The sequence below is a fragment of the Lysobacter sp. TAB13 genome (assembly GCF_052113885.1).
In the GTDB taxonomy this organism is placed as follows: domain Bacteria; phylum Pseudomonadota; class Gammaproteobacteria; order Xanthomonadales; family Xanthomonadaceae; genus Lysobacter; species Lysobacter gummosus.
The window spans coordinates 101,202-121,815 of the sequence record NZ_JBFRDR010000003.1 but is presented as its reverse complement, the minus strand read 5'-3'; the positions used below and the strand labels follow the sequence as shown (position 1 = coordinate 121,815).

The following is a 20,614-nucleotide window of genomic DNA, read 5'->3' as shown; positions in this document are numbered from 1 at the left end:
ATTCAGAACCACACGTGGGCCATGCCTCGATTCCACACCTACAGGTGAAGACGTGGCTGCAATACCCGCCGTACATGCATTGATCAAGGCCCGCTTCGGCGGGTCGCGATCGAACTTCAGGACTCCGACCATGCGCCTGCCCGGACCGCCGCTGGACACCCACGACAACCTGCTCGGTTGGCATCTGGCGTCGCTGCTGTATCTGAGCTTCGTCTTCATCCCGCTGTTTTCCTGGCCGGCGCCGTGGTGGATCTTCGTGCTGGCGACCTGCTCGGTGCTGGTGTTCCTGCCGATGTACTGGGCGTTCTACCGCGGCGGCGCCAAGTTGCGGCTGTGGCTGGTGCTGGCGGTGGCGGCGGTGGGATTCGCGACCGTGCCGTTCGGCATCGGCGGCGGCACTTATCTGATCTTCGCCGCCGGCATGATCGCCAGCTTCCTGCCGCTGCGCCGCGGCATCGCCCTGGCGATCGGCCTGTTCGCGATCTTCGGCGTGGAATCGATCATGACCTTGCCGGCGGTGGGCATGCCGGTGTTCAGCGTGATGATCCATCTGCTGGTCGGCTCGATCGTGTTCACCGGCGTGTTGGCCGCGCGCTCGCGCGAGCGCCGCAATGCCGAATTGCGTCTGACCCAGGAAGAAGTGCGGCGTCTGGCCAGTCTGGCCGAACGCGAACGCATCGGCCGCGATCTGCACGATCTGCTCGGCCACACGCTGTCGGTGGTGGTGCTCAAATCGCAGTTGGCCGCGCGCTTGCTGGAGCACGACAAGAACGCCGCGCAGGATCAGATCTGCGAAGTGGAACGGGTCGCGCGCGAAGCGCTCACGCAGGTGCGCGAAGCGGTCGCCGGCATCCGCGCCAACGGCCTGCAGGCCGAGCTGGCGGCGGCGCGGCTGGCGCTGCTGGGCGGCGAAATCAGCCTGGATCACAAGCTCGCGCCGGTGGACATCCCGCTCAATGTCGAAGCCGTGCTGGCGCTGGCCTTGCGCGAATCGGTGACCAACGTGCTGCGGCATGCGCGGGCGCGCCGGGTCGATGTCGAACTGACCCAGGACGCGCGCGGCGGCATCGTGCTGCTGATCGCCGACGACGGCCGCGGCGGCGTATCCGGCGAAGGCCACGGCCTGACCGGCATGCGCGAACGCCTGCGTTCGGTCGGCGGCATGCTCGAAATCGAAAGTCCGAACGGCGCAGGCACCCGCCTGAGTCTGCTGGTGTCGCGCGAGGCGCTGGCCGCCGCGCGGCGTTTGCCGGCGCCCGCCGCCACTCTCCCAGGGGCCGCGCGCGAGCCGGCCCTGCTCGAACGAGGTACCGCATGATCCGTCTGTTGCTCGCTGAAGATCAGGCCCTGGTGCGCGGCGCGCTGGCCGCGTTGCTGAACCTGGAACCCGACATCGAAGTCGTCGCCGAAGCCGGCGACGGCGCGCAGGCCTGGGAGGCGGTCAAACGCATCCAGCCCGATGTGGTGGTGACCGATATCGAGATGCCGGGCATGACCGGTATCGATCTGGCGATGCGGGTGCGCGATTCGGGCATGCCGACGCGGGTGGTGATCGTCACCACCTTCGGCCGCGCCGGGTATCTGCGCCGGGCGATGGACGCCGGGGTGCGCGGTTATTTGCTGAAGGATGCGCCGGCCGGGCAATTGGCCGAGGCGCTGCGTCAGGTGCATCGCGGCGGCCGGGCGATCGACCCGCAACTGGCGGTGGCGGCGTGGAGCGACGAGGACCCGCTGACCGAGCGCGAGCGGCAGGTGCTGCGTCTGGCCGGCGAAGGGTTGTCCACGGCCGAGATCGGCGAGCGCCTGCATTTGAGCCAGGGGACGGTACGCAATTATTTGTCCGAGGCGATCGGCAAGCTCGACAGCAGCAATCGGATCGAGGCGTATCGGCGGGCTCGGCAGAATGGGTGGCTCTAGGAAGAGCGAAAGCTAAGAGCAAATCCCCCCTGGCCCCCCTTTTTCAAAGGGGGGAACCCGGTCTGGTCGGGGCGTGGTGGCGTAAAGGTCGCCAGCCTCCCCGAGCCCCGCTTTTGCTGTTCCCCCCTTTAAAAAAGGGGGGCAGGGGGGATTTGCTCTTAACTCCCCCAAGCCAACTTTTGGCGATCCACCCCAACACCCGGATAATGGCCGCCTTCCCCGAGACCGAATCCGGCCTTCACCGCCGCCGGGTCTCGCCCGCGTCCTCCACCCTCGGCCGGTTCTAGGCCGCGCCGGTGGCTGCGGCGCATCGCGCTCACTGCTCCGGTTTCCTTGAAAAAGTCCGATTTCCACTACGAACTCCCCCCCGAGCTGATCGCCCAGGCGCCGCTGGCGCAGCGTTCGGCCAGCCGTCTGCTGGTCGTGCCGCCGCAGCCGGCCGCGCGCGAGGACCGGGTCTTCAGCGACCTGCCGCAGATGCTGCAGCCCGGCGACCTGTTGGTGTTCAACGACACCCGGGTGATCCCGGCGCGCCTGTTCGGCCAGAAAAGCACCGGCGGACGGGTCGAAATCCTGATCGAACGCCTGCTCGGCGGCAGCGAAGCGCGGGCCCAACTGGGCGTGAGCAAGTCGCCTAAGGAAGGCGCGCGCATCGCCCTGGACGCTGGCGGCGAAGCCGAAGTGCTGGGCCGCGAGGGCGAGTTCTACCGCCTGCGCTTCCACGTGCCCGAGTCGCTGGAGCAATGGCTGCTGCACGCCGGACGCCTGCCGCTGCCGCCGTACATCCAGCGCGAACCCGGGCACGACGACGCCGAGCGCTACCAGACCGTGTTCGCGCGCGAAGTCGGCGCGGTCGCGGCGCCCACCGCCGGCCTGCATTTCGATGAAGAACTGCTGGAGCGGCTGCGCGAACGCGGCGTGCAATTCGGCCACGTGACCCTGCACGTGGGCGCCGGCACCTTCCAGCCGGTGCGCGCGGACCATCTCGACCAGCACGTGATGCACAGCGAGTGGCTCAACGTCGGCGCCGGCCTGGTCGAACAGATCCGCCGCACCCGCGCCGCCGGCGGCCGCGTGATCGCGGTCGGCACGACCGTGGTGCGCGCGCTGGAAAGCGCGATCCGCCTCAACCACGACGCCGACGGCGAACTGCGCCCGTTCGCCGGCGAAACCCGCTTGTTCATCCTGCCGGGTTACCAGATCCGTTCGGTCGATGCGCTGATCACCAACTTCCATCTGCCCGAAAGCACCTTGCTGATGCTGGTGTCGGCCTTCGCCGGCAAGGATCAGGTGTTTTCCGCCTACGAGCATGCGATCGCCGAGCGTTACCGGTTCTTCTCGTATGGCGATGCGATGCTGCTGTGGCCGCAGGCGTCGTGATGCGGTCGTCCGGCCGCGCGCGCGGCGCGCCGCGTTGTCCTCTTTCGAACCACCGCGGCACTGCGTCCGCTTACTCCGGAGCAAGCGCATGAGCCGCATGTCCTTTCAACTGCTGGGCAACGACGGCGCCGCGCGCCGCGGCCGGCTGACGTTTCCGCGCGGCACGGTGGAAACCCCGGCGTTCATGCCGGTGGGCACCTACGGCTCGGTCAAGGGCATCATGCCCGAGCACGTCGCCGAACTCGGCGCGCAGATCATTCTCGGCAACACCTTCCATCTGTATCTGCGTCCGGGCCTGGACGTGATCGGCGATCACGGCGGCCTGCACGGCTTCGCCCGCTGGAACGGGCCGATCCTGACCGACTCCGGCGGTTTCCAGGTGTTCTCGCTGGCGCACCGGCGCAAGATCACCGAGCAGGGCGTGACCTTCGCCTCGCCCGTGGACGGCAGCAAGGTGTTCCTCGGGCCGGAGGAGAGCATGAACATCCAGCGTGTGCTCGATTCGGACATCGTGATGATCTTCGACGAATGCACGCCGTATCCGGCGACCATCGATGTCGCGCGCAAGTCGATGGAGCTGAGCCTGCGCTGGGCCGAACGCTCCAAGCGCGCGCACGAAGGCAACGATGCGGCCTTGTTCGGCATCGTCCAGGGCGGCGTGCATCACGAGCTGCGCACGCGCTCGGCCGAAGCCTTGAGAGCGCTGGACTTCGATGGCTACGCAGTCGGCGGCCTGGCGGTCGGCGAACCGGAGCAAGAGCGCAACGCCATGCTCGAACACACCTGCCCGCAGCTGCCGGAAGACCGTCCGCGTTATCTGATGGGCGTGGGGCGGCCGGAGGATCTGGTCGAATCGGTCGCGCGCGGCGTGGACATGTTCGATTGCGTGATGCCGACCCGCAACGCCCGCAACGGCCACTACTTCACCGCCCAGGGCACGGTGCGCGTGCGCAACGCCAAGTACGAGCGCGATCTGCGCCCGATCGAGGAAGGCTGCGACTGCTACGCCTGTCGCAACGGCTTCAGCCGCGCCTACCTGCGCCACCTGGACCGCTGCAATGAAATGCTGGGGCCGATGCTGGGCACCTTGCACAACCTGCGCTACTACCAGCGTTTGATGGCGCAGATGCGCGAGGCGATCGAGCAGGGAACCTTTACCGCCTTCCGCGAGTCTTTCTACGCCGCACGCCAGTAGAAAGCCGTTCGCCCGCGCAAGCGGGCGAACTCTCAGTCCTCCTCTCCCGTTCACGGCAGAGGGCAGGGGTGAGGGCCCGCCCCGCCGTTTCCGCCCTCCCAGCCGCCCGGCCGGGCCCCGGAGTCGCGGGCAGGCCCCAAGGCCGGCGAACCGCGTCCGGCCCCGCCCGGACAGCGGGGAACCCATTCGAAAGCGTGCGCCGCGGCCCATTTCGGCCCCGGCCGTGGCCCCAACCCAGCCGTGGCATAATCCCCGGCTATTTTTCGTTTCAGGACATTCAGATGAATCTGCTCGACCTTCTGATCAGCCCCGCTTACGCCCAAGGCGCCGCCGGCGGCGCTCCGGCTCCGGGCGGTTTCCTCGGTGGCGGTCTTGGCGGGCTGGTCCTGCCGCTGGTGCTGATCGCCGTCATGTACTTCCTGATCTTCCGTCCGCAGATGAAGCGCGCCAAGGAACACCGCGGCATGCTCGAGAAGCTGTCCAAGGGCGACGAAGTGCTGACCAACGGCGGCATCGCCGGCACCGTCACCGATATCGGCGAAAACTTCATTACCGTGGAAATCGCCGCCAACGTGCGCATCCGCGTGCAGAAGGGCGCGATCGCCAACGTTCTGCCCAAGGGCACCTTGAAGTCGGCCTGAGCCGACGCCACGCCATCTTCAAACGCGGCGGCCGGGGAGGTCGCCGCAGGGGTTCTCGATGCTGACCTTTCCGCGCTGGAAATACTTCGCCATTCTGGTCGTGCTGATCATCAGCGTGATCTACGCGCTGCCTAACGCCTATCCGCAGGATCCGTCGGTGCAGATCACCGCGGCGCGCACCGGCGGCACCGCGATCGACGCGGCGCTGGCCAAGAAGGTGGACGGCATCCTGGCCGGAGCCAAGATCCCCTCCAAGTCGATCAAGGTCGAAGACGGCAACCTGATGGTGCGGCTCAACGACACCGATCAGCAGACCAAAGCCTCCGACTTGCTGCGGCCCCAGTTGGGCAGCGACTACGTGGTCGCCCTGAGCCTGGCGCCGACCGTGCCGAACTGGCTGGCCTCGCTCGGCGCCAAGCCGATGCCGCGCGGCCTGGACTTGCAGGGCGGCGTGCACTTCGTGATGCAGGTCGATCAGGCCGCCGCGCTGGACAAGCGCCTGGAAGCCTACGTGGAAGACGTGCGCGCGACCTTGCGCGACAACTCGGTGCCCTACACCTCGGTCGTGCGCCGCGGCAACGAAGCCATAGTCACCACGCTGGCCGTCAACGCCGACGCCGACAAGGCGCAGAAGCAACTGCGCATCGCCTTCCCGACCCTGACCCAGAACCTCGACGCCCGCACCCTGACCCTGGAAGTGCCGCAGTCGGAACTGCAGCGCATCTCGCTGGAAGCGATCGAGCAGAACCTCACCACCCTGCGCAACCGCATCAACGCCTTCGGCGTGGCTGAGCCGGTGATCCAGCGCCAGGGCACCGACCGCATCGTGATCCAGCTGCCGGGCCTGCAGGACACCGCCGAAGCCAAGCGCCAGATCGGCGCCACCGCCACCTTGGAATTCCGCGCCGGCGTGGGCGACCGCGCCGCCGCCGCGGCCGCGGTGCGCGACCACAACGTTCCGCCGGAGGCGCGCGTTTACTACGACCAGAACAAGCAGCCGGTGCTGCTGTCCAAGCGCCTGCTCGTTTCCGGCGATCAGCTGATCAACGCCGTGCCGGGCACCGACTCGCGCACCGGCCAGCCGCAGGTGAGCATCACGCTCAACGCCATCGGCGGCCAGCGCATGCTCAACCACACCCTGGAAAACGTCGGCAAGCCGCTGGGCATCGTCTATGTGGAACAGGTGCCGATCACCCAGATCGTGGACGGCAAGGAAGTGCGCACCACCCGCACCGAAGAGCGCGTGATCAGCAACTCCACCATCCAGGGCGTGTTCGGCAAGGAATTCCAGACCACCGGCCTGACCCGCGAAGAGTCCACCAGCCTCGCCAAGCAGCTCAAGTCCGGCGCGCTGGCCGCGCCGATGACCTTCGTCGAAGAGCGCGTGGTCGGCCCGAGCCTGGGCGCGGACAACGTCAAGCGCGGCACCACCGCGGTGATGTTCTCCTTCATCTTCGCGCTGACCTTCTTCCTGATCTATTACCGCATGTTCGGCCTGATCACCTGTCTGGCCCTGCTGCTCAACCTGTTGATGGTGGTCGCGGTGATGTCGCTGCCCTTCGTCGGCGCGACCATGAGCTTGCCCGGCTTCGCCGGCCTGGCCCTGTCGGTCGGCATGTCGGTGGACGCCAACGTGCTCATCAACGAACGAATAAGAGAAGAGTTGCGCGCCGGGATGCCGCCGCAGTCGGCGATCGCCACCGGTTACGACAAGGCCTCGGGCACCATCTTCGACTCCAACATGACCGCGCTGCTGGCCGGCTTGGCCCTGCTGATGTTCGGCACCGGCCCGCTCAAGGGGTTCGCGATCACCATGATCGTGGGCATCCTGACCTCGGTGTTCACCGCCGTGACCGTGTCGCGCGGCATCGCCACGCTGATCTACGGCAACCGCCGCAAGCTCAAGTCCATCGCGATCTGACGGGAGAACCCAGACATGAAAATTTTCCCGCTGACCCTGCTGCCGAACGACGCCAACATCAACTTCATGAAGATGCGGTGGGTGTCGATCGTCATCGCCGCGATCATCATGTTCGTCGCGATCGGCGCGATGGTGACCCGCAACTTCAACTTCGCCCTGGACTTCACCGGCGGCAACCTGGTCGAGGTGCATCTGGAAAAGCCGGCCAATCTCGATGAGGTGCGCAACCGCCTCGCCGCCGACGGCTACGACAGCGCCCAGGTCCAGACCTACGGCGCCGGCAACGAGCTGCTGATCCGCCTGCAGCCGCGCGAAGGCGATAGCACCGCGGCCGCCACCAGCCACGCCGCCGCGTCGGTGATGAAGGCGGTCAGCGTGGGCGGCAACACCGGCAAGGTGCTGCGCAACGAGTTCGTCGGCCCGCAGGTCGGCAAGGAGCTCGCCCTCAACGGCCTGTACGCGCTGATCTTCGTGATCGTCGGCTTCCTGATCTACATCGCCTTCCGTTTCGAATGGAAGTTCGCGGTGGCGGCGATCATCACCACCTTGCACGACGTGGTCGTGGTCGCCGGCTGGTTCGCCATCAGCGGCCACGAGTTCGACCTGACCGTGCTGGCCGGCATCCTGTCGGTGATGGGCTACTCGATCAACGACACCATCGTGGTGTTCGACCGCGTCCGCGAGAACTTCCGCTCGATGCGCGCCGACCCGGAAACCGTGCTCAACAAGTCGATCAACCAGACCCTGTCGCGCACGGTGATCACCTCCTTCGTCGCCTTCCTGACCGTGATCGCCCTGTACATCTACGGCGGCGGTTCGCTGCGCGGCATGGCCGAATCGCAGATGCTCGGCATCATCATCGGCACCTTGTCCTCGATCTTCGTCGCCTGCCCGCTGCTGACCCTGGGCCTGCTGAAGGTCACCAAGCAGGACCTGCTGCCCAAGGCCAAGGACGACGCGGCGCTGGCGCGCCGGCCGTAACGGTTTTTGGTGGTTGTACGGAAAAGGCCGCGCATGTCGCGGCCTTTTTCGTGGGTGTTCCCGATGGCGCCGGGTAACGGGTGCCGCCTGTGCGGAGCGGTTATTCTCCCCGCTGCACCCTCTTTGGGCCGGATGGACATGGCAAGCGATCTCAACGACATCGAGCTTCACGATGCGAATCTGCTTTCGATCGCCACCGATCACCGCGAGCGTACGGTGACCGTGACGTTGGCGTATTACCCGGTGTCCGCCACACGGCAGCGCGTCGATGCGCGGTTGAAGTTCTTCGATGTCGTGCGGATGCAGGAAACCGCCGACCTGGAAGAACTGCAAGGCAACGCCTGGGCGGGCAATGTCGTGAGTTGGCTGCCTTCGCAAGGCCCGGGCACGACGTATATCCATCTGGCTCGCGGATTCATCGCGATTACGGCCGCGCGGTTGGATTTCGAACCGGTCTAAACATGAGGCATGTTCAGGGCGCGCCGACTTGCGTGGGCGCTGAGGCTAAACGCAGACATCCATTCGGCGAGATTTCATGAGCGCGAACAACCAGCAACAGATCAACGACTGGAACGGCCCCATCGGCGAGCGTTGGCTGACCTATAACGAGTGGCTCGACGAGCGCACCGCCGCCTACGGCCGCGCCGCGTTCGAGGCGGCCGCGGTACAGCCCGGCGAAGCGGTGCTGGACATCGGTTGCGGCGCCGGCGCGACCTCGCTCGAACTCGCGCGGGCGGTGGGCGCGAGCGGGTCGGTGATCGGCGTGGACGTGTCCGAACCGCTGGTCGGTCGCGCGCGCGACCGCGCGCAGCCGCTCGATCTGTCGGTCGAGTTTCGTCTGGCCGACGCCAGCGCGCCGCTGTTTCCGCCGCAAAGCTTCGACCTGTTGTTCTCGCGCTTCGGCGTGATGTTCTTCGACGACCCGGTCGCGGCCTTCACCGAGTTGCGCAAGACGCTCAAACCTGGCGGCCGCCTCGCATTCGCGTGCTGGCAGGAACCGGCGAAGAACGATTGGTACGTGCTGCCGTTGAACGCCATCCGCGGCATCGTCGAACAGGCGCCGATCGACACTCAGGCGCCCGGCCCATTCAATTTCAGCGATCCGCAGCGAGTGCGGCGGATACTGAGCGAGGCGGGCTTCGAGCAGATCGAACTGGAGCCTTTCCAGGCACCGTTCTATTGCGGCCGCGGTGATACCCGCGAAGCCGTCGCCGAGGATGCGCTGGAGCAGGTGTTCCGCGTCGGCCCGATCTCGCGCCTGCTGGCGGCGCAGAGCGAGGAGATTCGCGAGCGAGCGACCGCAGCGATTCGCGCGGCCTTGGCGGCTATCGCCACGGAGCAGGGGATCGAGGTGGGCGGCGCGACTTGGGTGGTTACGGCGAGGTCGCCTTGATCTGCAGTCGCCAAAAATAGAGCCGCGATTATCGCGGCGTTGTTGTATGAATTCACCCGCTCACGAATCAAACGTCGCTTTTCAGCTCGGCTGCCTGGTTTCAAGAAGCCGAAATTGCTGAGGTTGGGTCAGCCGCTGCAGAATTCTCTTGAAAATCAGATCGGGCAACTGAAGAGGTGCGAGGTTGGACATGGCTGCCGAGGTCAACTTGAACATATGGGTCACTCGTTTAGAAGTCGTCAACGATGAACCGGTTGCTGAAGGCGTTTCTTTCGATGGGGCTTTTGGCTTCGGCGGCGATGATCTTCGAAGCTACGATGGGCCGGTGGTGTTGCTATCGGCTGCTGGACGCGAAGAAACGACTGCAGAAGTAACGATGTTTCATCTGTCCGGTCGTGGACTTCTATGGAGCCTGAGGGTTGAAGAACCACCAGTCGTGCCTTTTCTTGTGTCAAGTGATTTGACGTTGCGCGGTCCCATTCGTGTTGCATTGGATATGCAGGCTGGCGTCGAAGCCCATAGAATTTTTAGTGCGAAGTCAGGAGATCCTTATCCTGTGCGAGCGGATGGGATTCTTGGATTGTTGACCAGCGATGCTTCAGGCCTGAGTTTGATCATGTTTTCTAGAGAGGCTATCTCCCCTGGCGACGAATTGGATCTATCGTTTGCTGATTGGGATGAGCCATTGGGTATTGGCACTGTCTTATGAGCGGCGCGGCCACCCGCCAACGACGCGTCCAGAGTTTTTATGCGGCTCCAGGTTCGATAACTCGGCTGTTCGGCCGGCCAATAAAAAACGCCGCGATAATCGCGGCGTTTTTGTGTGTAACGGTTTAAGCAGATCAAACGCTCAAGAATCAAACACCGCCGCATACCCCGTATTAACAATCCGATTCTGCAACGCATCGGCAATCTTCAAATTCCCCGCGACGATCTGCCGCGGCGGCAGCCCGCGGTTGTCCATCGGCCCGGTCGAGCGGCCCTTGAAGTCGGTGACCTTGCCGCCGGCCTCGCGCACCATCAGCACGCCGGCCGCCACGTCCCAGGGCTTTAGCCCGGCTTCGAAGTAGGCGTCGGCGCGGCCGCAGGCGACGTAGGCCAGGTCGAGCGCGGCCGAGCCGGTGCGGCGGACGTCTTCGGCATCCACCAGCAGGTTGTCCAGGCACTTGAGGTGGGCGCTGGCGCGGGCGCGTTCGCGCGGTGGGAAGCCGGTGATGAGCATGGCGCCGTTCAAATCCTTGCGCTCGGCGACGCGCACGCGCTTTTCGTTGAGCTGGGTGCCGCTGCCTCGACTGGTGGTGAACAGGTCGTTGCGCAGGGGATCGAAGATCACGCCGTGGGTCGGCTCGCCGTTTTCGCACAGGGCGATGGACACGCAGAAATGCGGGAACCCGTGCAGGTAGTTGCTGGTGCCGTCGAGCGGGTCGATCACCCAGGTGAAGCGGGCCTGGCCGAGCGGGCCGCTTTCTTCGCCGAGGATGGCGTAGTCGGGCGTGGCGCGGCGGAATTCCTTGATGATTTCGGCTTCGGCCAGGCGATCGACTTCGCTGGCGTAGTCCATGCGGTCCTTCTCGACGATGTTGAGCGCGTCCACGCGGTGCATGTGGCGCAACAGGACGTTGCCGGCGGCTCGGGCGGCTTTGACCATGAGGGTGACGGCGGGTTTCTGCATGGCTTACGGCCTCGAACGGATGAGGTGGAGAAGGACTGACGGGGGTAAAGAGCGGGCCGGCACCTGTGGCCGGGGCGGGGAGTTTACCATTTGCGCATGAACCACGATCCCCGCGACGAACTCGCCGGCGCCCAGGCGCCCGAAAATGCCAACTCACTTGAGGCAGCCGCGCCCGCCGCCGCCCCCACGCCCACCCCGGCCGGACCGGTCGATCCGGCCGCCGCCCACACCCGCATCGTCCTGGTCGGCACCCAGCATCCGGGCAACATCGGCTCGGCGGCGCGGGCGATGAAGACCATGGGCCTGTCGCGCCTGGTCCTGGTCGCCCCGGAAAAACCGCTGGACCGCGACGCCTACGCCATGGCCGCCGGCGCCGACGACGTGCTGGAAGCGGCCATCGTCCTGCCCGATCTGGCCGCGGCGGTGGCCGACTGCCACTGGGTCCTGGGCTGCACCGCGCGCAGCCGGCGGATCGCGCTGGAGGAACTGGTGCCGCGCGACGCGGCGGCGCGGGTGGACGCCCGCGCCCGCGGCGGCAGCGAGGTCGCGCTGGTGTTCGGGCGCGAGCGCACCGGCCTGGACAACGAAGAGTTGCAGTTGTGCCACGCCGCCGTGCATATCCCGGCCAATCCCGACTACAGCTCGCTGAACCTCGGCGCGGCGGTGCAGGTGCTCAGCTACGAGCTGCGCATGGCCGCGCTGGCCGCGACCGCCGCCGGCGGCGCCTTCGAGCGCCTCGACCCGCCGGCCTCGCACGCGCAGCTGGAGGGCTTCTTCAGCCAGCTCGGCGAGGCCCTGGACGCGATCGACTTCCACAAGGGCCGCGCGCCCGAATCGGCCATGCGCAAGCTGCGCCGGCTGTTCCTGCGCGCCGACCTGGACGAGCGCGAGGTGCGCCTGCTGCGCGGCGTGCTGGCCGACGTGGAGCGCATGGCGATGCTGGCCGGGCAGCGCCGCTGAGCGCGTGTGCGTTGGAATACGCCGGCTGCCGCTAGCGCGGCCGGCGAGGGGGATGGGTGGAAAGTATCTGCAAGGCCGCGGTTTCGATTACGCTGCCCTGGCAATCCAGCCAGGTGACGACGGTTGATCGCTAGCGCTCGGTGTTTCGGTTGGTTGTTCGGGCTCGCCCTGCTCGGGGCCGGGGGCCCGGCGGATGCGTCGCCGGCGACGGCCGATGCGCGCGGCCGTGCCGAACAAGGCAGCGACGCCCACGTGCTGGTGCTGGGCCGGATCAGCGACGACCCCAAGGCCCATTACGAGCAGCTCAAGCCGCTGCTGGACTATGTCGTCCCGCGCATGGCCGACGTCGGCATCCGCGAAGGCCGCATCCTGATGGCCAAGGACGTGCAGCAGATGGGCAGCTATCTGCGCCGGGGCCGGGTCGATTGGGTCAGCGAGACCGCCGGCACCGCGATGCTGCTGCATCAGCGCGCCGACGCCCGGCCGATGCTGCTGACCGAGCGCGACGGCGTCAGCCACTACCACAGCGTGTTCTTCGCCCGCCGCGACAGCGGACTGCGTTCGCTGGACGATCTGAGCGGGCATAACGTCGCCTTCCAGCGCCCGTCCTCGACCAGCGCCTACTTCGTGCCGGCGGCGACCTTGCTCGAACGCGGGCTGAGCCTGGAAATCCTGCTGTCGCCGACCGACCGCATCAACCAGGGCGCGGTCGGCTACCTGTTCGCGCGTTCGGAACTCAACATCTCTACCTGGGTGCACAAGCGCCTGGTCGATGCCGGGGTGATGAGCAATCTGGACTGGAACAACCCGCGCCGGGTACCCGACGCGTTCCGCCGCGATCTGGTCGAGATCGGCCGCAGCGAGGAATATCCGCGCGCGATGGAAGTGGTGCGCCGCGATCTGGACCCGAAAGTCGCCGCGCGCCTGCGCGAGGTGCTGATCGACGCCGCCGGCGATCCCGATGCCGGCGAGGCGTTGCTGCGCTTCTTCAAGACCACGCGTTTCATGCCGATCGACCCGGCCTCGCAACGCGCGCTCGATCACCTCGCCCTGGGCGTGGCGCGCGTGCGCGCGGAGGTCGAATGAGACTGCGCGCGGGCTTGCAGGCCAAGTTCCTGTCGATCATGGGCCTGGCCTTCCTGGTCGTGGTGGTGTTGATCCTGTTGCTGCTGCACCGGCAGGAGCGGATCCAGAGCGAAGTGGTCGGGGTCAGCCGCGACGCGATGCGCGACAGCTTCGTCGAGAGCCTGCGCCGCCACGGCGAAGGCGAAGTCACCCAGCTCGCCGGTTCGCTGACCAACCCGGTGTACTACTTCGACCTGGACGCGATCGGCGAACTCAGCCGCGCGGCCATGACCAACCCGGGCGTGCGTTACGTCATCGTCTACGACAACGAAGGCAATATCGTCCACGACGGCAGCGAGGAAATTCCCAGCTACGGCAAGCGCATGGACGATGCGATGGCGGCGCAGGTCGTCGCCGCGCGCACCATGCACACGCAGTGGGGCGTGAACACCTTCGACGTGTCGGCGCCGATCAAGATCGGCCAGCAGCGGCTGGGCGGCGTGCGCGTGGGCTACGACCTCAAGGCCATGCGCACCTATCAGGACAGCGCGCTCGACAAACTGCGCCAGCGCCTGGACGCGTTGGGGCGCCTGCAGTTGCTGTGGGTGGGATTGCTGAGCGTGGGCCTGCTCGCGCTGGGCGCGCTGATGGTGTGGCTGATCCAGAGCTGGCTGGTCAAGCCGATCCGCGAACTGGCCGATGCCGCGCGCGCGATCGAGGACGGCCAGTTCGGCCAGTTCGACCACGTGCCCGCGGCCGGCGATCACAACGACGAAGTCGGCGACCTGATGCGCGCCTTCGGCCGCATGAGCCAAAGCCTGGCCCGGCACGATCGCGACATCCGCCGCATGGCTTACACCGATGCGCTGACCGGGCTGGCCAACCGATTGGCGTTCCGCGAATCGCTGGATCAGCGGCTGCTGCATCTGCGCGGCGACGGCGGCCAGCTGGCCTTGCTGTTCGCGGACATCGACGATTTCAAGCGCGTCAACGACACCCTGGGCCACGACGCCGGCGACGAAGTGCTGCTGCAGTTCGCCCGCCGCATCGACGAGACCGTGCGCCGCATCGGCGGCGAACTGGCCCTGCTCGCGCGCTTCGGCGGCGACGAGTTCGTGATCCTGGTCGAGGGCCGCCGCGAGCGCAACGGCGAGGCGCGCACCGTCGCCAGCCATCTGGCCGAGGTGCTGGTGGCCGAACTCGGCCAGCCGATCATGGTGCATGAGCGCCAGGTATTCCTGGGCACCTCGATCGGCGTGACCCTGTATCCGGAAGACGCTTCCGGCGCCACCGCGCTGATGAAGAACGGCGACATCGCCATGTACCAGGCCAAGGTCGCCGGCAAGAATTGCTACCGCTTCTACAGCCGGGCGATGGATCAGGCGGTCGAGCGCCGCGTGCATCTGGAACACGAACTGCGCGGCGCCTGGGATCGCGGCGAACTCAGCCTGGTCTACCAACCGGTGTTCCGACTGGGCGACGGCAAGATGGTCGGTGCCGAGGCGTTGCTGCGCTGGAAGCATCCCGAGCAGGGCTTGATCGCGCCGTCGGTGTTCATCGATGTCGCCGAGCAGAGCGGCCTGATCGAAACCCTGGGCCCGCAGGTGCTGCGCGCGGCTTGCGAGGATGCGGTGAGCTGGCACGAAGCGCAGCCGGGCAAGGACCCTTTATTCGTCTCGGTCAACGTATCGCCGCGCCAACTGCGCAGCGGCGACCTGCCCAACGTGGTCGCCGCCTGCCTGCACGAAACCCGGTTGCCGGCGCAGCATCTGCATCTGGAACTGACCGAGACCGCGGTGATCGGCGATGAGACCCACGCCAGCAACCTGCTGTCGCGGCTGCGCACCAGCGGCGTCAAGGTGTGGCTGGACGATTTCGGCACCGGCTTCTCCGGCCTGAGCCATCTGCGCCGCGTGCCGGTGGACGGCGTCAAGATCGACCGCAGCTTCATCGCCGACGTGCTGCGCGATCCGGACGATCTGGCGCTGACCACCGCGATCATCGCCATGGCGCATTCGCTGGGCATCATCGTGGTCGCCGAAGGCGTGGAGAAGGAAGGGCAATACGCGGTGCTGCGCGAACGCGGCTGCGATCTGGCGCAGGGGTATTGGCTGGGGCATCCGGTGAATGCGCAGGAGTTTTTGGCGTTGTTGGGGTGATGGTTGGATGTTGGGGCGTAGTTACGTTGTCATTGCGCCGCATCTTCCCAGGCCGTCATTCCCGCGAATGCGGGCTCCGCTTTACTTCGGCGGAGCCGAACATCCAGAGTCTTTAGCGCCATCCTTCCAGGCCGTCATTCCCGCGAAGGCGGGAATCCAGAGACTTCAGCGCCATCCCTCCAGACCGTCATTCCCGCGAACGCGGGAATCCAGAGACTTAAGCGTCGCCCTTCCAGGCCGTCATTCCCGCGAAAGCGGGAATCCAGCGACTTCAAACGCTCTCGCACGAAAGGCCCTGGATTCCCGCGTTCGCGGGAATGACGACTTGGGAAATTCGGCGCAACGGGTGAGAGGGCCTCATTGCTTCGAAAGGCCGAAGCAATTGGGGGAGATGACGTCACGGCTTCGAAAACTCGAAGCAGCGACACAGGCAATCCCCTCAGCCCAACTTAGCCCGAGCCAACGCAATCCACTCCGCCGCCGCCTTCGCAAGACTGCCCGACAACACCCCGAACACCACCACCGCGATGCTTCCCGCGACCCAGGCGATCGCCATCAGCTTCCCGTCGCGTTCCAGCAACGCGAACGCGAACAACAGCAGCAAGGCGCCGAACAAGAAATTGGTGAACGGAATCGGCAGCGACAACAAGATGCCGAGCAGCACCAGCAACAAGCCGGTGAAGGCATTGGCGGCACGATGATCCAGCAGCGCCGACGCGCGCGGGCTGACGAAACGCTCCAGCCGCGTCAGCCACGGCGCGAGCAGATTGCGGAACTTCACCATCGCGCTGCGATGCGGTCCGCGCCGGGCAATGAAGCCCGGCAGCCACGGTTTGCGCAGGCCGATCAGCAGTTGCAGCCCCACCAGCACCACCAGCGGGCCGCTGATGGCGCCACCCACGCCCGGGATCGGGATGAAAGCGGGCAGGGTCGAGACGAACAGCAGCATGCCGAACGAGCGATTGCCCAGGCCGTTGAACACGTCGCCGAACTTGACGACCTCATCCGGGTCGCCGGCGACGATGGCGTCGAGCAGGGCGCGGGTGCCGGCTTCGTGCGGACGCTCGCGGCGGCGGCGATCGTCGTCGCCGCCGTCGCGACCCTCGTGCTGCGGATCGCGCCCGCCGTGCCCGCCGCGATCAGCCGCCGACGTCATCGTCGTTGGACTCGGCAGGCTTGGCTTGCTGCTGCTGTTGCCGCTGCAGCAGCAACTTGTCGATGCGCGGGCCGTCCAGATCGATCACCTCGATCCGCCAGCCGGTCCAGGAGAAATGCTCGCCCACGTGCGGAATGCGGCCGAAGTGGGCGATCACCATGCCGGCGACGGTGTGGAAGTCGTGCTCGTCCTCGTTCGGCAGGCGTCCGCCGCCGATGACTTCGCGCAGTTCTTCCAGGCCCAGCGCGCCATCGACCAGATACGAGCCGTCCTCGCGCTGCACCACCGGGCCGGGTTGATCGTCCGATTCGGTGGTCTGCACGCGGCCGATCACCGCGCCCATCAGGTCGTTGACCGTGATCAGGCCGGTGACGTCGCCGTATTCGTCCACCACCAGCGCCAGCGACTGCTGTTCCTCGCGGAAGATTTCCAGCAGCTTCAGCGCGTGGGTGGATTCGGACACGAACAAGGCTTCGGTGAGCTGCGCGAACAGGTCCGGCAGCCGGTCCTCGCCCAGGCTGGCCAGCAGCGACTTGGCTTCGAGCACGCCGAGCACGTCCTGATCGCTGCCGCGATACACCGGGAAGCGCGAGAACGGCGATTCGCGCATGGTCGCCAGGTTGTCCTCGATGCTCGCGCCGGCGTCGAGCCAGGTGATGCGGGTGCGCGGCGTCATCAGGCTGTCGGTGGTGCGGTCGCCGAGGCTGAGCACGCGATTCATCATCTTGCGTTCGTCGGCGTCGATCACGCCCTGCTCGTGGCTTTCGCTGACCAACAGCCGAATCTCTTCTTCGCTGATTTCGCTGCGCGCGTCGTCCTTGATACCGAGCAAGCGCAGCACGAGGCGATTGATGGCGCCGAGCGTGGCGACCACCGGCTTGGCGAAGCGCGCCAGCCCGGCCAGCACGATCGCCACGGAGCTGGCGATCTTCTCCGGATTGGTCAGCGCCAGCCGCTTGGGAATCAGCTCGCCGAAGATGACCTGCGCGGCGGTGATCAGGCCGACCGCGGTGCCGATGCCGATCGGACGCGCGTATTCGATCGCGCCGGGGAACACGCCGCCGAGCCAGCCGGCGATGGCCAGGCCGATCGACTCGCCGCCGAAGGTGCCGGTGAGCACGCCGATCAGGGTGATGCCGACCTGCACAGTCGAAAGCAAGTTATCCGGGTGCTCAGCCAGTTGCAGGGCCATGCGCGCGCCGCGGCTGGTCTCGGCCATCTGCTTCAGGCGCAGCTTGCGCGAGGTCATCAGCGCCATCTCCGACATCGCGAAGAAAGCGTTGAGCACGATCAGGGCCAGGACGATCAGTAATTCCAGCATCAGCAGCGCCTCCAGTGGCCTGTGGGTTCACGGAAGCAGCGGGGGCGGTGATGGGAAGGGGCCAGCGATGCGTGGCCAGGCGGCGGTTTTGGGTCGTCGTCCATTGTGTGGTGCGGGGAAGGGAAGGGTGGCCGAGCCTGAACAAGCCAAACGGGGCCGGCGCCGATCTTAGCAGGCCGGCGCGGCGGCCCTTCGTGAAAGCCGCCGGCGTGGGCGGAACTGCAAACTCGGGCGGTCCAATCGGTTCCCGGGGTCGCAGGAACGGGCCGCCGAGGTGGGCGGGCGGACATCAAACCGTCATAATCGCGCCCGCAAACCCCGCCCCGGCCCGCCGCGGCGCCCACCACCGGTCCGGCGCCGCCGTGCCGAACCCCGAATCCGCCGTGGCCGGCCTACACCGTCCCTGGCCCAGAGGCTCCCCAGCATGTTCTCCCTGCAGACGATTTTCGGCCAAGGCAACCAGTTCTACACCCTGCTCGAAGAGGCCGCGGTGGCGGCTCACGACAGCACCAAGGCCCTGCACGAAATGCTCAAGGCGGCCGACCGCCAGCCGGCCCTGGACGCCTTCAAGCTGGCCCGCCAGCGCGAGCGCGAGGCCTCCGACAAGATCAGCCAGGAACTGGTGGACAGCTTCATCACCCCGATCGAGCGCGAGGACATCGAGTCGCTGTCCACCGCGCTGTACAAGATCCCCAAGCAGGTCGAGAAGTTCGCCGACCGTTATTCGCTGGCCACCCGTCACCTGGAACACATCGACTTCGCGCCGCGCGCGGCGATGCTGGAACAGGCCGCGGGCGTGGTGGTGAAGATGGTCCACCAGCTGCGCCATCTCAAGCTGGAGCCGATGAAGGCGCTCAACGATCAACTGCGCGCGCTGGAGAACGAGGCCGACCGCCTCATGCTGGAGCTGTACCGCGACATCTACTCCGGCCAACTCGACAACCTGCAGATGTTCCTGCTCAAGGAGTTCTTCGAGATCCTGGAAAAGGCGATCGACCGCTGCCGCGAGGCCGGCGTGGTCGCCTACCAGATCGTCCTGAAAAACTCCTGAGGCGCGCGCGATGCTTACGCTCGTCATCGTGGTAGTGCTGGCCGCGCTGATCTTCGAATACGTCAACGGCTTCCACGACACCGCCAACTCCATCGCCACGGTGGTCGCGACCAAAGTGCTCTCGCCGATGCAGGCGGTGATCCTGGCCGCATCGACCAACCTGGTCGGCGCCCTGTGGGGCACGGCGGTGGCCAAGACCATCGCCTCGGGCCTGATCGACGCCGGCGTGGTCGAGGTCGGCTCGCAGCTGATCCTGTGCGCCTTGCTCGGCGGCATCATCTGGAACCTGATCACCTGGTGGCTGGGCCTGCCGTCCTCGTCCTCGCATGCGCTGATCGGCGGCCTGTGCGGCGCGGCGCTGGCCGCGGCTTCCAACAACTGGCACGCGGTGGTGTGGTCGCATCCGGCCGAGCCGATCTGGAAGAGCGCCGGCGTGCTGTGGAAGGTGATCGTGCCGATGTTCACCTCGCCCGTGCTGGGCTTCACCGCCGGCTTCCTGGTGATGGGCGTGCTGTTCGCGATCATCTCGTTCATGGCGCGCAGCGGCGGTTTCCTGCGCCGCGCCGCGCGGCCGCGCTGGGTCAACGGCTTCTTCGGCAAGGCGCAGCTGGTCAGCGCCGCCGGCATGGGCTTCGCCCACGGCATGAACGATGCGCAGAAGACCATGGGCATCATCGCCCTGGCGCTGATGAGCGCGCAGACCGCCGGCACCCTGGACAACCTGCCGTCGTGGCTGGCCTTCCTGCATCCCTCACCGGGCGCGATCGCCAACAACGACATCGACCTGTGGATCAAGCTGACCTGCGCCGTGGTCATGGCCGCCGGCACCGCCGCGGGCGGCTGGCGCATCATCAAGACCCTGGGTCATAAGTTGGTGAAGCTGCATCCCATCCACGGCTTCGCCGCCGAGACCAGTGCCGCCTCGGTGATCATGCTGGCCTCGTCGCTGGGCATTCCGGTGTCGACCACGCACAACATCTCTGCGGCGATCATGGGCGTGGGCACGGCCAAGCGTTTCAACTCGATCAAGTGGACCGTGGTCGAGAAGATGATCTGGGCGTGGATTCTGACCATCCCGGCGGCCGGCGGCATCGCTTACATCTTGTTCGAGACGATGCGGTTCCTGGGCTGGATCTGAGCCCGGCGAAGGGATACGAAAAGGCCCGCTGATCGCGGGCCTTTTCTTTGCGCGGCCGCGAAGTCTTTTGTAGGAGGGCCTTCAGGCCCGATGCTTTCGGCTCAGATCGAGGCGATCTGAAAGAAAAGCATCGGGCCTGAAGGCCCTCCCACAAAAGCCGCCTCCCACAAACAAAAAGCCCCCCGATAATCGGAGGGCCTTTCGGACAGCAAAACGCGATCAGAGCAAATCGCCGTCTGCCGACAACACGCGCTCCATCCGGTCGCCCACACCGCCGATCTCCATCACCAGCCGCTGCACTTCGGCCGCGTCCAGCGTTTCCAGCGGGCGGTTCTCGCACAGTTGCAGATAGGGCACGCCGTCGAGGTCCCCGATGGCCAGATAGCCCACGTGGCTTTCCCAGTTGAACGCCAGCGCGCGGCGCGCGTCCAGGCCGGTGGTCGGCGCGATCGCGGTGCTGACCCGCAGGAACGGGCGGCCGTCGTCGTCCTCGAGTTCGGACAGGAAGATGGCCTGATGGCGGGTGCCCTGTTCGAGCGAGAGCTCGATGCAGATCACGCCCTCGTCGTGGACGGTGAGATGGAACCCGGACCGGGTCAGTTGATGGCGGATCTGTTCGAATTGCATGGGGGCGACTCCAGCGCATTGCAGCGCATATGCTACC

General features: G+C 66.4%; 20 protein-coding genes. 15 read left to right on the top strand and 5 right to left on the bottom strand.

From position 1 onward, the window contains the following. The first annotated feature begins 130 nt into the window (after window positions 1–130). From AB4Y92_RS05185 to AB4Y92_RS05140, 10 genes are all read left to right on the top strand, one after another. Window positions 131–1,318, top strand: a complete 1,188-nt coding sequence (locus tag AB4Y92_RS05185) for a sensor histidine kinase (RefSeq protein ID WP_057943649.1) — start codon at window positions 131–133, stop codon at window positions 1,316–1,318. Then, complete coding sequence (locus tag AB4Y92_RS05180; RefSeq protein ID WP_057943648.1) at window positions 1,315–1,917, top strand: response regulator transcription factor; 603 nt, start codon at window positions 1,315–1,317, stop codon at window positions 1,915–1,917. Before AB4Y92_RS05185 ends, AB4Y92_RS05180 begins: the two co-directional genes overlap by 4 nt. Window positions 1,918–2,250: 333 nt before the next feature. Continuing rightward, window positions 2,251–3,297, top strand: a complete 1,047-nt coding sequence (queA, locus tag AB4Y92_RS05175; RefSeq protein ID WP_441818667.1) for a tRNA preQ1(34) S-adenosylmethionine ribosyltransferase-isomerase QueA — start codon at window positions 2,251–2,253, stop codon at window positions 3,295–3,297. Between the two features lie 88 nt (window positions 3,298–3,385). Beyond that, window positions 3,386–4,492: a tRNA guanosine(34) transglycosylase Tgt gene (gene tgt, locus AB4Y92_RS05170; RefSeq protein WP_441818666.1), complete on the top strand. Its 1,107-nt coding sequence runs from the start codon at window positions 3,386–3,388 to the stop codon at window positions 4,490–4,492. Between the two features lie 281 nt (window positions 4,493–4,773). Then, entirely contained in the window at window positions 4,774–5,133 is a 360-nt protein-coding gene (yajC, locus tag AB4Y92_RS05165) for a preprotein translocase subunit YajC (RefSeq protein WP_441818665.1), read from the top strand. A gap of 58 nt (window positions 5,134–5,191) precedes the next feature. Continuing rightward, on the top strand, window positions 5,192–7,054 hold the full coding sequence (secD, locus tag AB4Y92_RS05160; RefSeq protein WP_441818664.1) for a protein translocase subunit SecD: 1,863 nt from the start codon (window positions 5,192–5,194) through the stop codon (window positions 7,052–7,054). Window positions 7,055–7,069: 15 nt separating this feature from the next. After that, complete coding sequence (gene secF, locus AB4Y92_RS05155; RefSeq protein ID WP_441818663.1) at window positions 7,070–8,035, top strand: protein translocase subunit SecF; 966 nt, start codon at window positions 7,070–7,072, stop codon at window positions 8,033–8,035. A 138-nt stretch (window positions 8,036–8,173) separates the two neighbouring features. Continuing rightward, on the top strand, window positions 8,174–8,494 hold the full coding sequence (locus tag AB4Y92_RS05150) for a hypothetical protein (RefSeq protein WP_441818662.1): 321 nt from the start codon (window positions 8,174–8,176) through the stop codon (window positions 8,492–8,494). A gap of 76 nt (window positions 8,495–8,570) precedes the next feature. Continuing rightward, window positions 8,571–9,428, top strand: a complete 858-nt coding sequence (locus AB4Y92_RS05145) for a class I SAM-dependent methyltransferase (protein WP_441818661.1) — start codon at window positions 8,571–8,573, stop codon at window positions 9,426–9,428. A 190-nt stretch (window positions 9,429–9,618) separates the two neighbouring features. Then, complete coding sequence (locus AB4Y92_RS05140) at window positions 9,619–10,137, top strand: hypothetical protein (RefSeq protein WP_441818660.1); 519 nt, start codon at window positions 9,619–9,621, stop codon at window positions 10,135–10,137. Window positions 10,138–10,278: 141 nt separating this feature from the next. Here AB4Y92_RS05140 and AB4Y92_RS05135 read toward each other — a convergent pair whose 3' ends face one another. After that, the gene (locus tag AB4Y92_RS05135) at window positions 10,279–11,100 is read right to left on the bottom strand and encodes an inositol monophosphatase family protein (protein ID WP_441818659.1); all 822 of its coding nucleotides are present in this window, start codon (window positions 11,098–11,100) and stop codon (window positions 10,279–10,281) included. A 96-nt stretch (window positions 11,101–11,196) separates the two neighbouring features. On the opposite strand from AB4Y92_RS05135, the gene AB4Y92_RS05130 reads away from it, so the two are divergent. The 3 genes from AB4Y92_RS05130 (at window position 11,197) to AB4Y92_RS05120 (ending at window position 15,284) form a co-directional block, all read left to right on the top strand. Further along, on the top strand, window positions 11,197–12,060 hold the full coding sequence (locus tag AB4Y92_RS05130) for an RNA methyltransferase (RefSeq protein ID WP_441818658.1): 864 nt from the start codon (window positions 11,197–11,199) through the stop codon (window positions 12,058–12,060). 252 nt (window positions 12,061–12,312) lie between these two features. Next, entirely contained in the window at window positions 12,313–13,146 is an 834-nt protein-coding gene (locus tag AB4Y92_RS05125) for a phosphate/phosphite/phosphonate ABC transporter substrate-binding protein (RefSeq protein WP_441818820.1), read from the top strand. Further along, window positions 13,143–15,284 (top strand): putative bifunctional diguanylate cyclase/phosphodiesterase, encoded by a 2,142-nt coding sequence (locus tag AB4Y92_RS05120; RefSeq protein WP_441818657.1) that lies wholly within the window; start codon window positions 13,143–13,145, stop codon window positions 15,282–15,284. The genes AB4Y92_RS05125 and AB4Y92_RS05120 overlap by 4 nt, the downstream gene beginning before the upstream one ends. Before the next feature lie 439 nt (window positions 15,285–15,723). On the opposite strand, the gene AB4Y92_RS05115 is transcribed toward AB4Y92_RS05120, so the two are convergent. Together AB4Y92_RS05115 and AB4Y92_RS05110 are read right to left on the bottom strand one after the other, a co-directional pair. After that, window positions 15,724–16,440 (bottom strand): exopolysaccharide biosynthesis protein, encoded by a 717-nt coding sequence (locus AB4Y92_RS05115; RefSeq protein WP_441818656.1) that lies wholly within the window; start codon window positions 16,438–16,440, stop codon window positions 15,724–15,726. Then, complete coding sequence (locus AB4Y92_RS05110) at window positions 16,424–17,761, bottom strand: hemolysin family protein (protein WP_441818655.1); 1,338 nt, start codon at window positions 17,759–17,761, stop codon at window positions 16,424–16,426. The genes AB4Y92_RS05115 and AB4Y92_RS05110 overlap by 17 nt, the downstream gene beginning before the upstream one ends. 424 nt (window positions 17,762–18,185) lie before the next feature. Here AB4Y92_RS05110 and AB4Y92_RS05105 point away from each other — a divergent pair, with 424 nt between their 5' ends. After that, window positions 18,186–18,812 (top strand): DUF47 domain-containing protein, encoded by a 627-nt coding sequence (locus tag AB4Y92_RS05105; protein WP_441818654.1) that lies wholly within the window; start codon window positions 18,186–18,188, stop codon window positions 18,810–18,812. Between the two features lie 10 nt (window positions 18,813–18,822). Next, window positions 18,823–19,950, top strand: coding sequence for an anion permease (locus AB4Y92_RS05100; protein WP_441818653.1), 1,128 nt, complete (start codon window positions 18,823–18,825; stop codon window positions 19,948–19,950). Window positions 19,951–20,051: 101 nt separating this feature from the next. On the opposite strand, the gene AB4Y92_RS05095 is transcribed toward AB4Y92_RS05100, so the two are convergent. Then, a complete protein-coding gene (locus AB4Y92_RS05095) occupies window positions 20,052–20,102 on the bottom strand; it encodes a DUF6053 domain-containing protein (protein ID WP_441818819.1) in 51 nt (16 codons plus the stop codon). 67 nt (window positions 20,103–20,169) lie between these two features. Then, window positions 20,170–20,577 (bottom strand): hypothetical protein, encoded by a 408-nt coding sequence (locus AB4Y92_RS05090; RefSeq protein ID WP_057943630.1) that lies wholly within the window; start codon window positions 20,575–20,577, stop codon window positions 20,170–20,172. Window positions 20,578–20,614 lie beyond the last annotated feature (37 nt).

What these genes read in the sequence shown, in the direction of transcription:
- AB4Y92_RS05185 (WP_057943649.1), top strand. Translation starts at nt 131, where the DNA reads ATGCGCCTGCCCGGACCGCCGCTGGACACCCACGACAACCTGCTCGGT.
- AB4Y92_RS05180 (WP_057943648.1), top strand. Translation starts at nt 1,315, where the DNA reads ATGATCCGTCTGTTGCTCGCTGAAGATCAGGCCCTGGTGCGCGGCGCG.
- tgt (WP_441818666.1), top strand. Translation starts at nt 3,386, where the DNA reads ATGAGCCGCATGTCCTTTCAACTGCTGGGCAACGACGGCGCCGCGCGC.
- yajC (WP_441818665.1), top strand. Translation starts at nt 4,774, where the DNA reads ATGAATCTGCTCGACCTTCTGATCAGCCCCGCTTACGCCCAAGGCGCC.
- secD (WP_441818664.1), top strand. Translation starts at nt 5,192, where the DNA reads ATGCTGACCTTTCCGCGCTGGAAATACTTCGCCATTCTGGTCGTGCTG.
- secF (WP_441818663.1), top strand. Translation starts at nt 7,070, where the DNA reads ATGAAAATTTTCCCGCTGACCCTGCTGCCGAACGACGCCAACATCAAC.
- AB4Y92_RS05150 (WP_441818662.1), top strand. Translation starts at nt 8,174, where the DNA reads ATGGCAAGCGATCTCAACGACATCGAGCTTCACGATGCGAATCTGCTT.
- AB4Y92_RS05145 (WP_441818661.1), top strand. Translation starts at nt 8,571, where the DNA reads ATGAGCGCGAACAACCAGCAACAGATCAACGACTGGAACGGCCCCATC.
- AB4Y92_RS05140 (WP_441818660.1), top strand. Translation starts at nt 9,619, where the DNA reads ATGGCTGCCGAGGTCAACTTGAACATATGGGTCACTCGTTTAGAAGTC.
- AB4Y92_RS05135 (WP_441818659.1), bottom strand. Translation starts at nt 11,100, where the DNA reads ATGCAGAAACCCGCCGTCACCCTCATGGTCAAAGCCGCCCGAGCCGCC.
- AB4Y92_RS05130 (WP_441818658.1), top strand. Translation starts at nt 11,197, where the DNA reads ATGAACCACGATCCCCGCGACGAACTCGCCGGCGCCCAGGCGCCCGAA.
- AB4Y92_RS05120 (WP_441818657.1), top strand. Translation starts at nt 13,143, where the DNA reads ATGAGACTGCGCGCGGGCTTGCAGGCCAAGTTCCTGTCGATCATGGGC.
- AB4Y92_RS05115 (WP_441818656.1), bottom strand. Translation starts at nt 16,440, where the DNA reads ATGACGTCGGCGGCTGATCGCGGCGGGCACGGCGGGCGCGATCCGCAG.
- AB4Y92_RS05110 (WP_441818655.1), bottom strand. Translation starts at nt 17,761, where the DNA reads ATGCTGGAATTACTGATCGTCCTGGCCCTGATCGTGCTCAACGCTTTC.
- AB4Y92_RS05105 (WP_441818654.1), top strand. Translation starts at nt 18,186, where the DNA reads ATGTTCTCCCTGCAGACGATTTTCGGCCAAGGCAACCAGTTCTACACC.
- AB4Y92_RS05100 (WP_441818653.1), top strand. Translation starts at nt 18,823, where the DNA reads ATGCTTACGCTCGTCATCGTGGTAGTGCTGGCCGCGCTGATCTTCGAA.
- AB4Y92_RS05090 (WP_057943630.1), bottom strand. Translation starts at nt 20,577, where the DNA reads ATGCAATTCGAACAGATCCGCCATCAACTGACCCGGTCCGGGTTCCAT.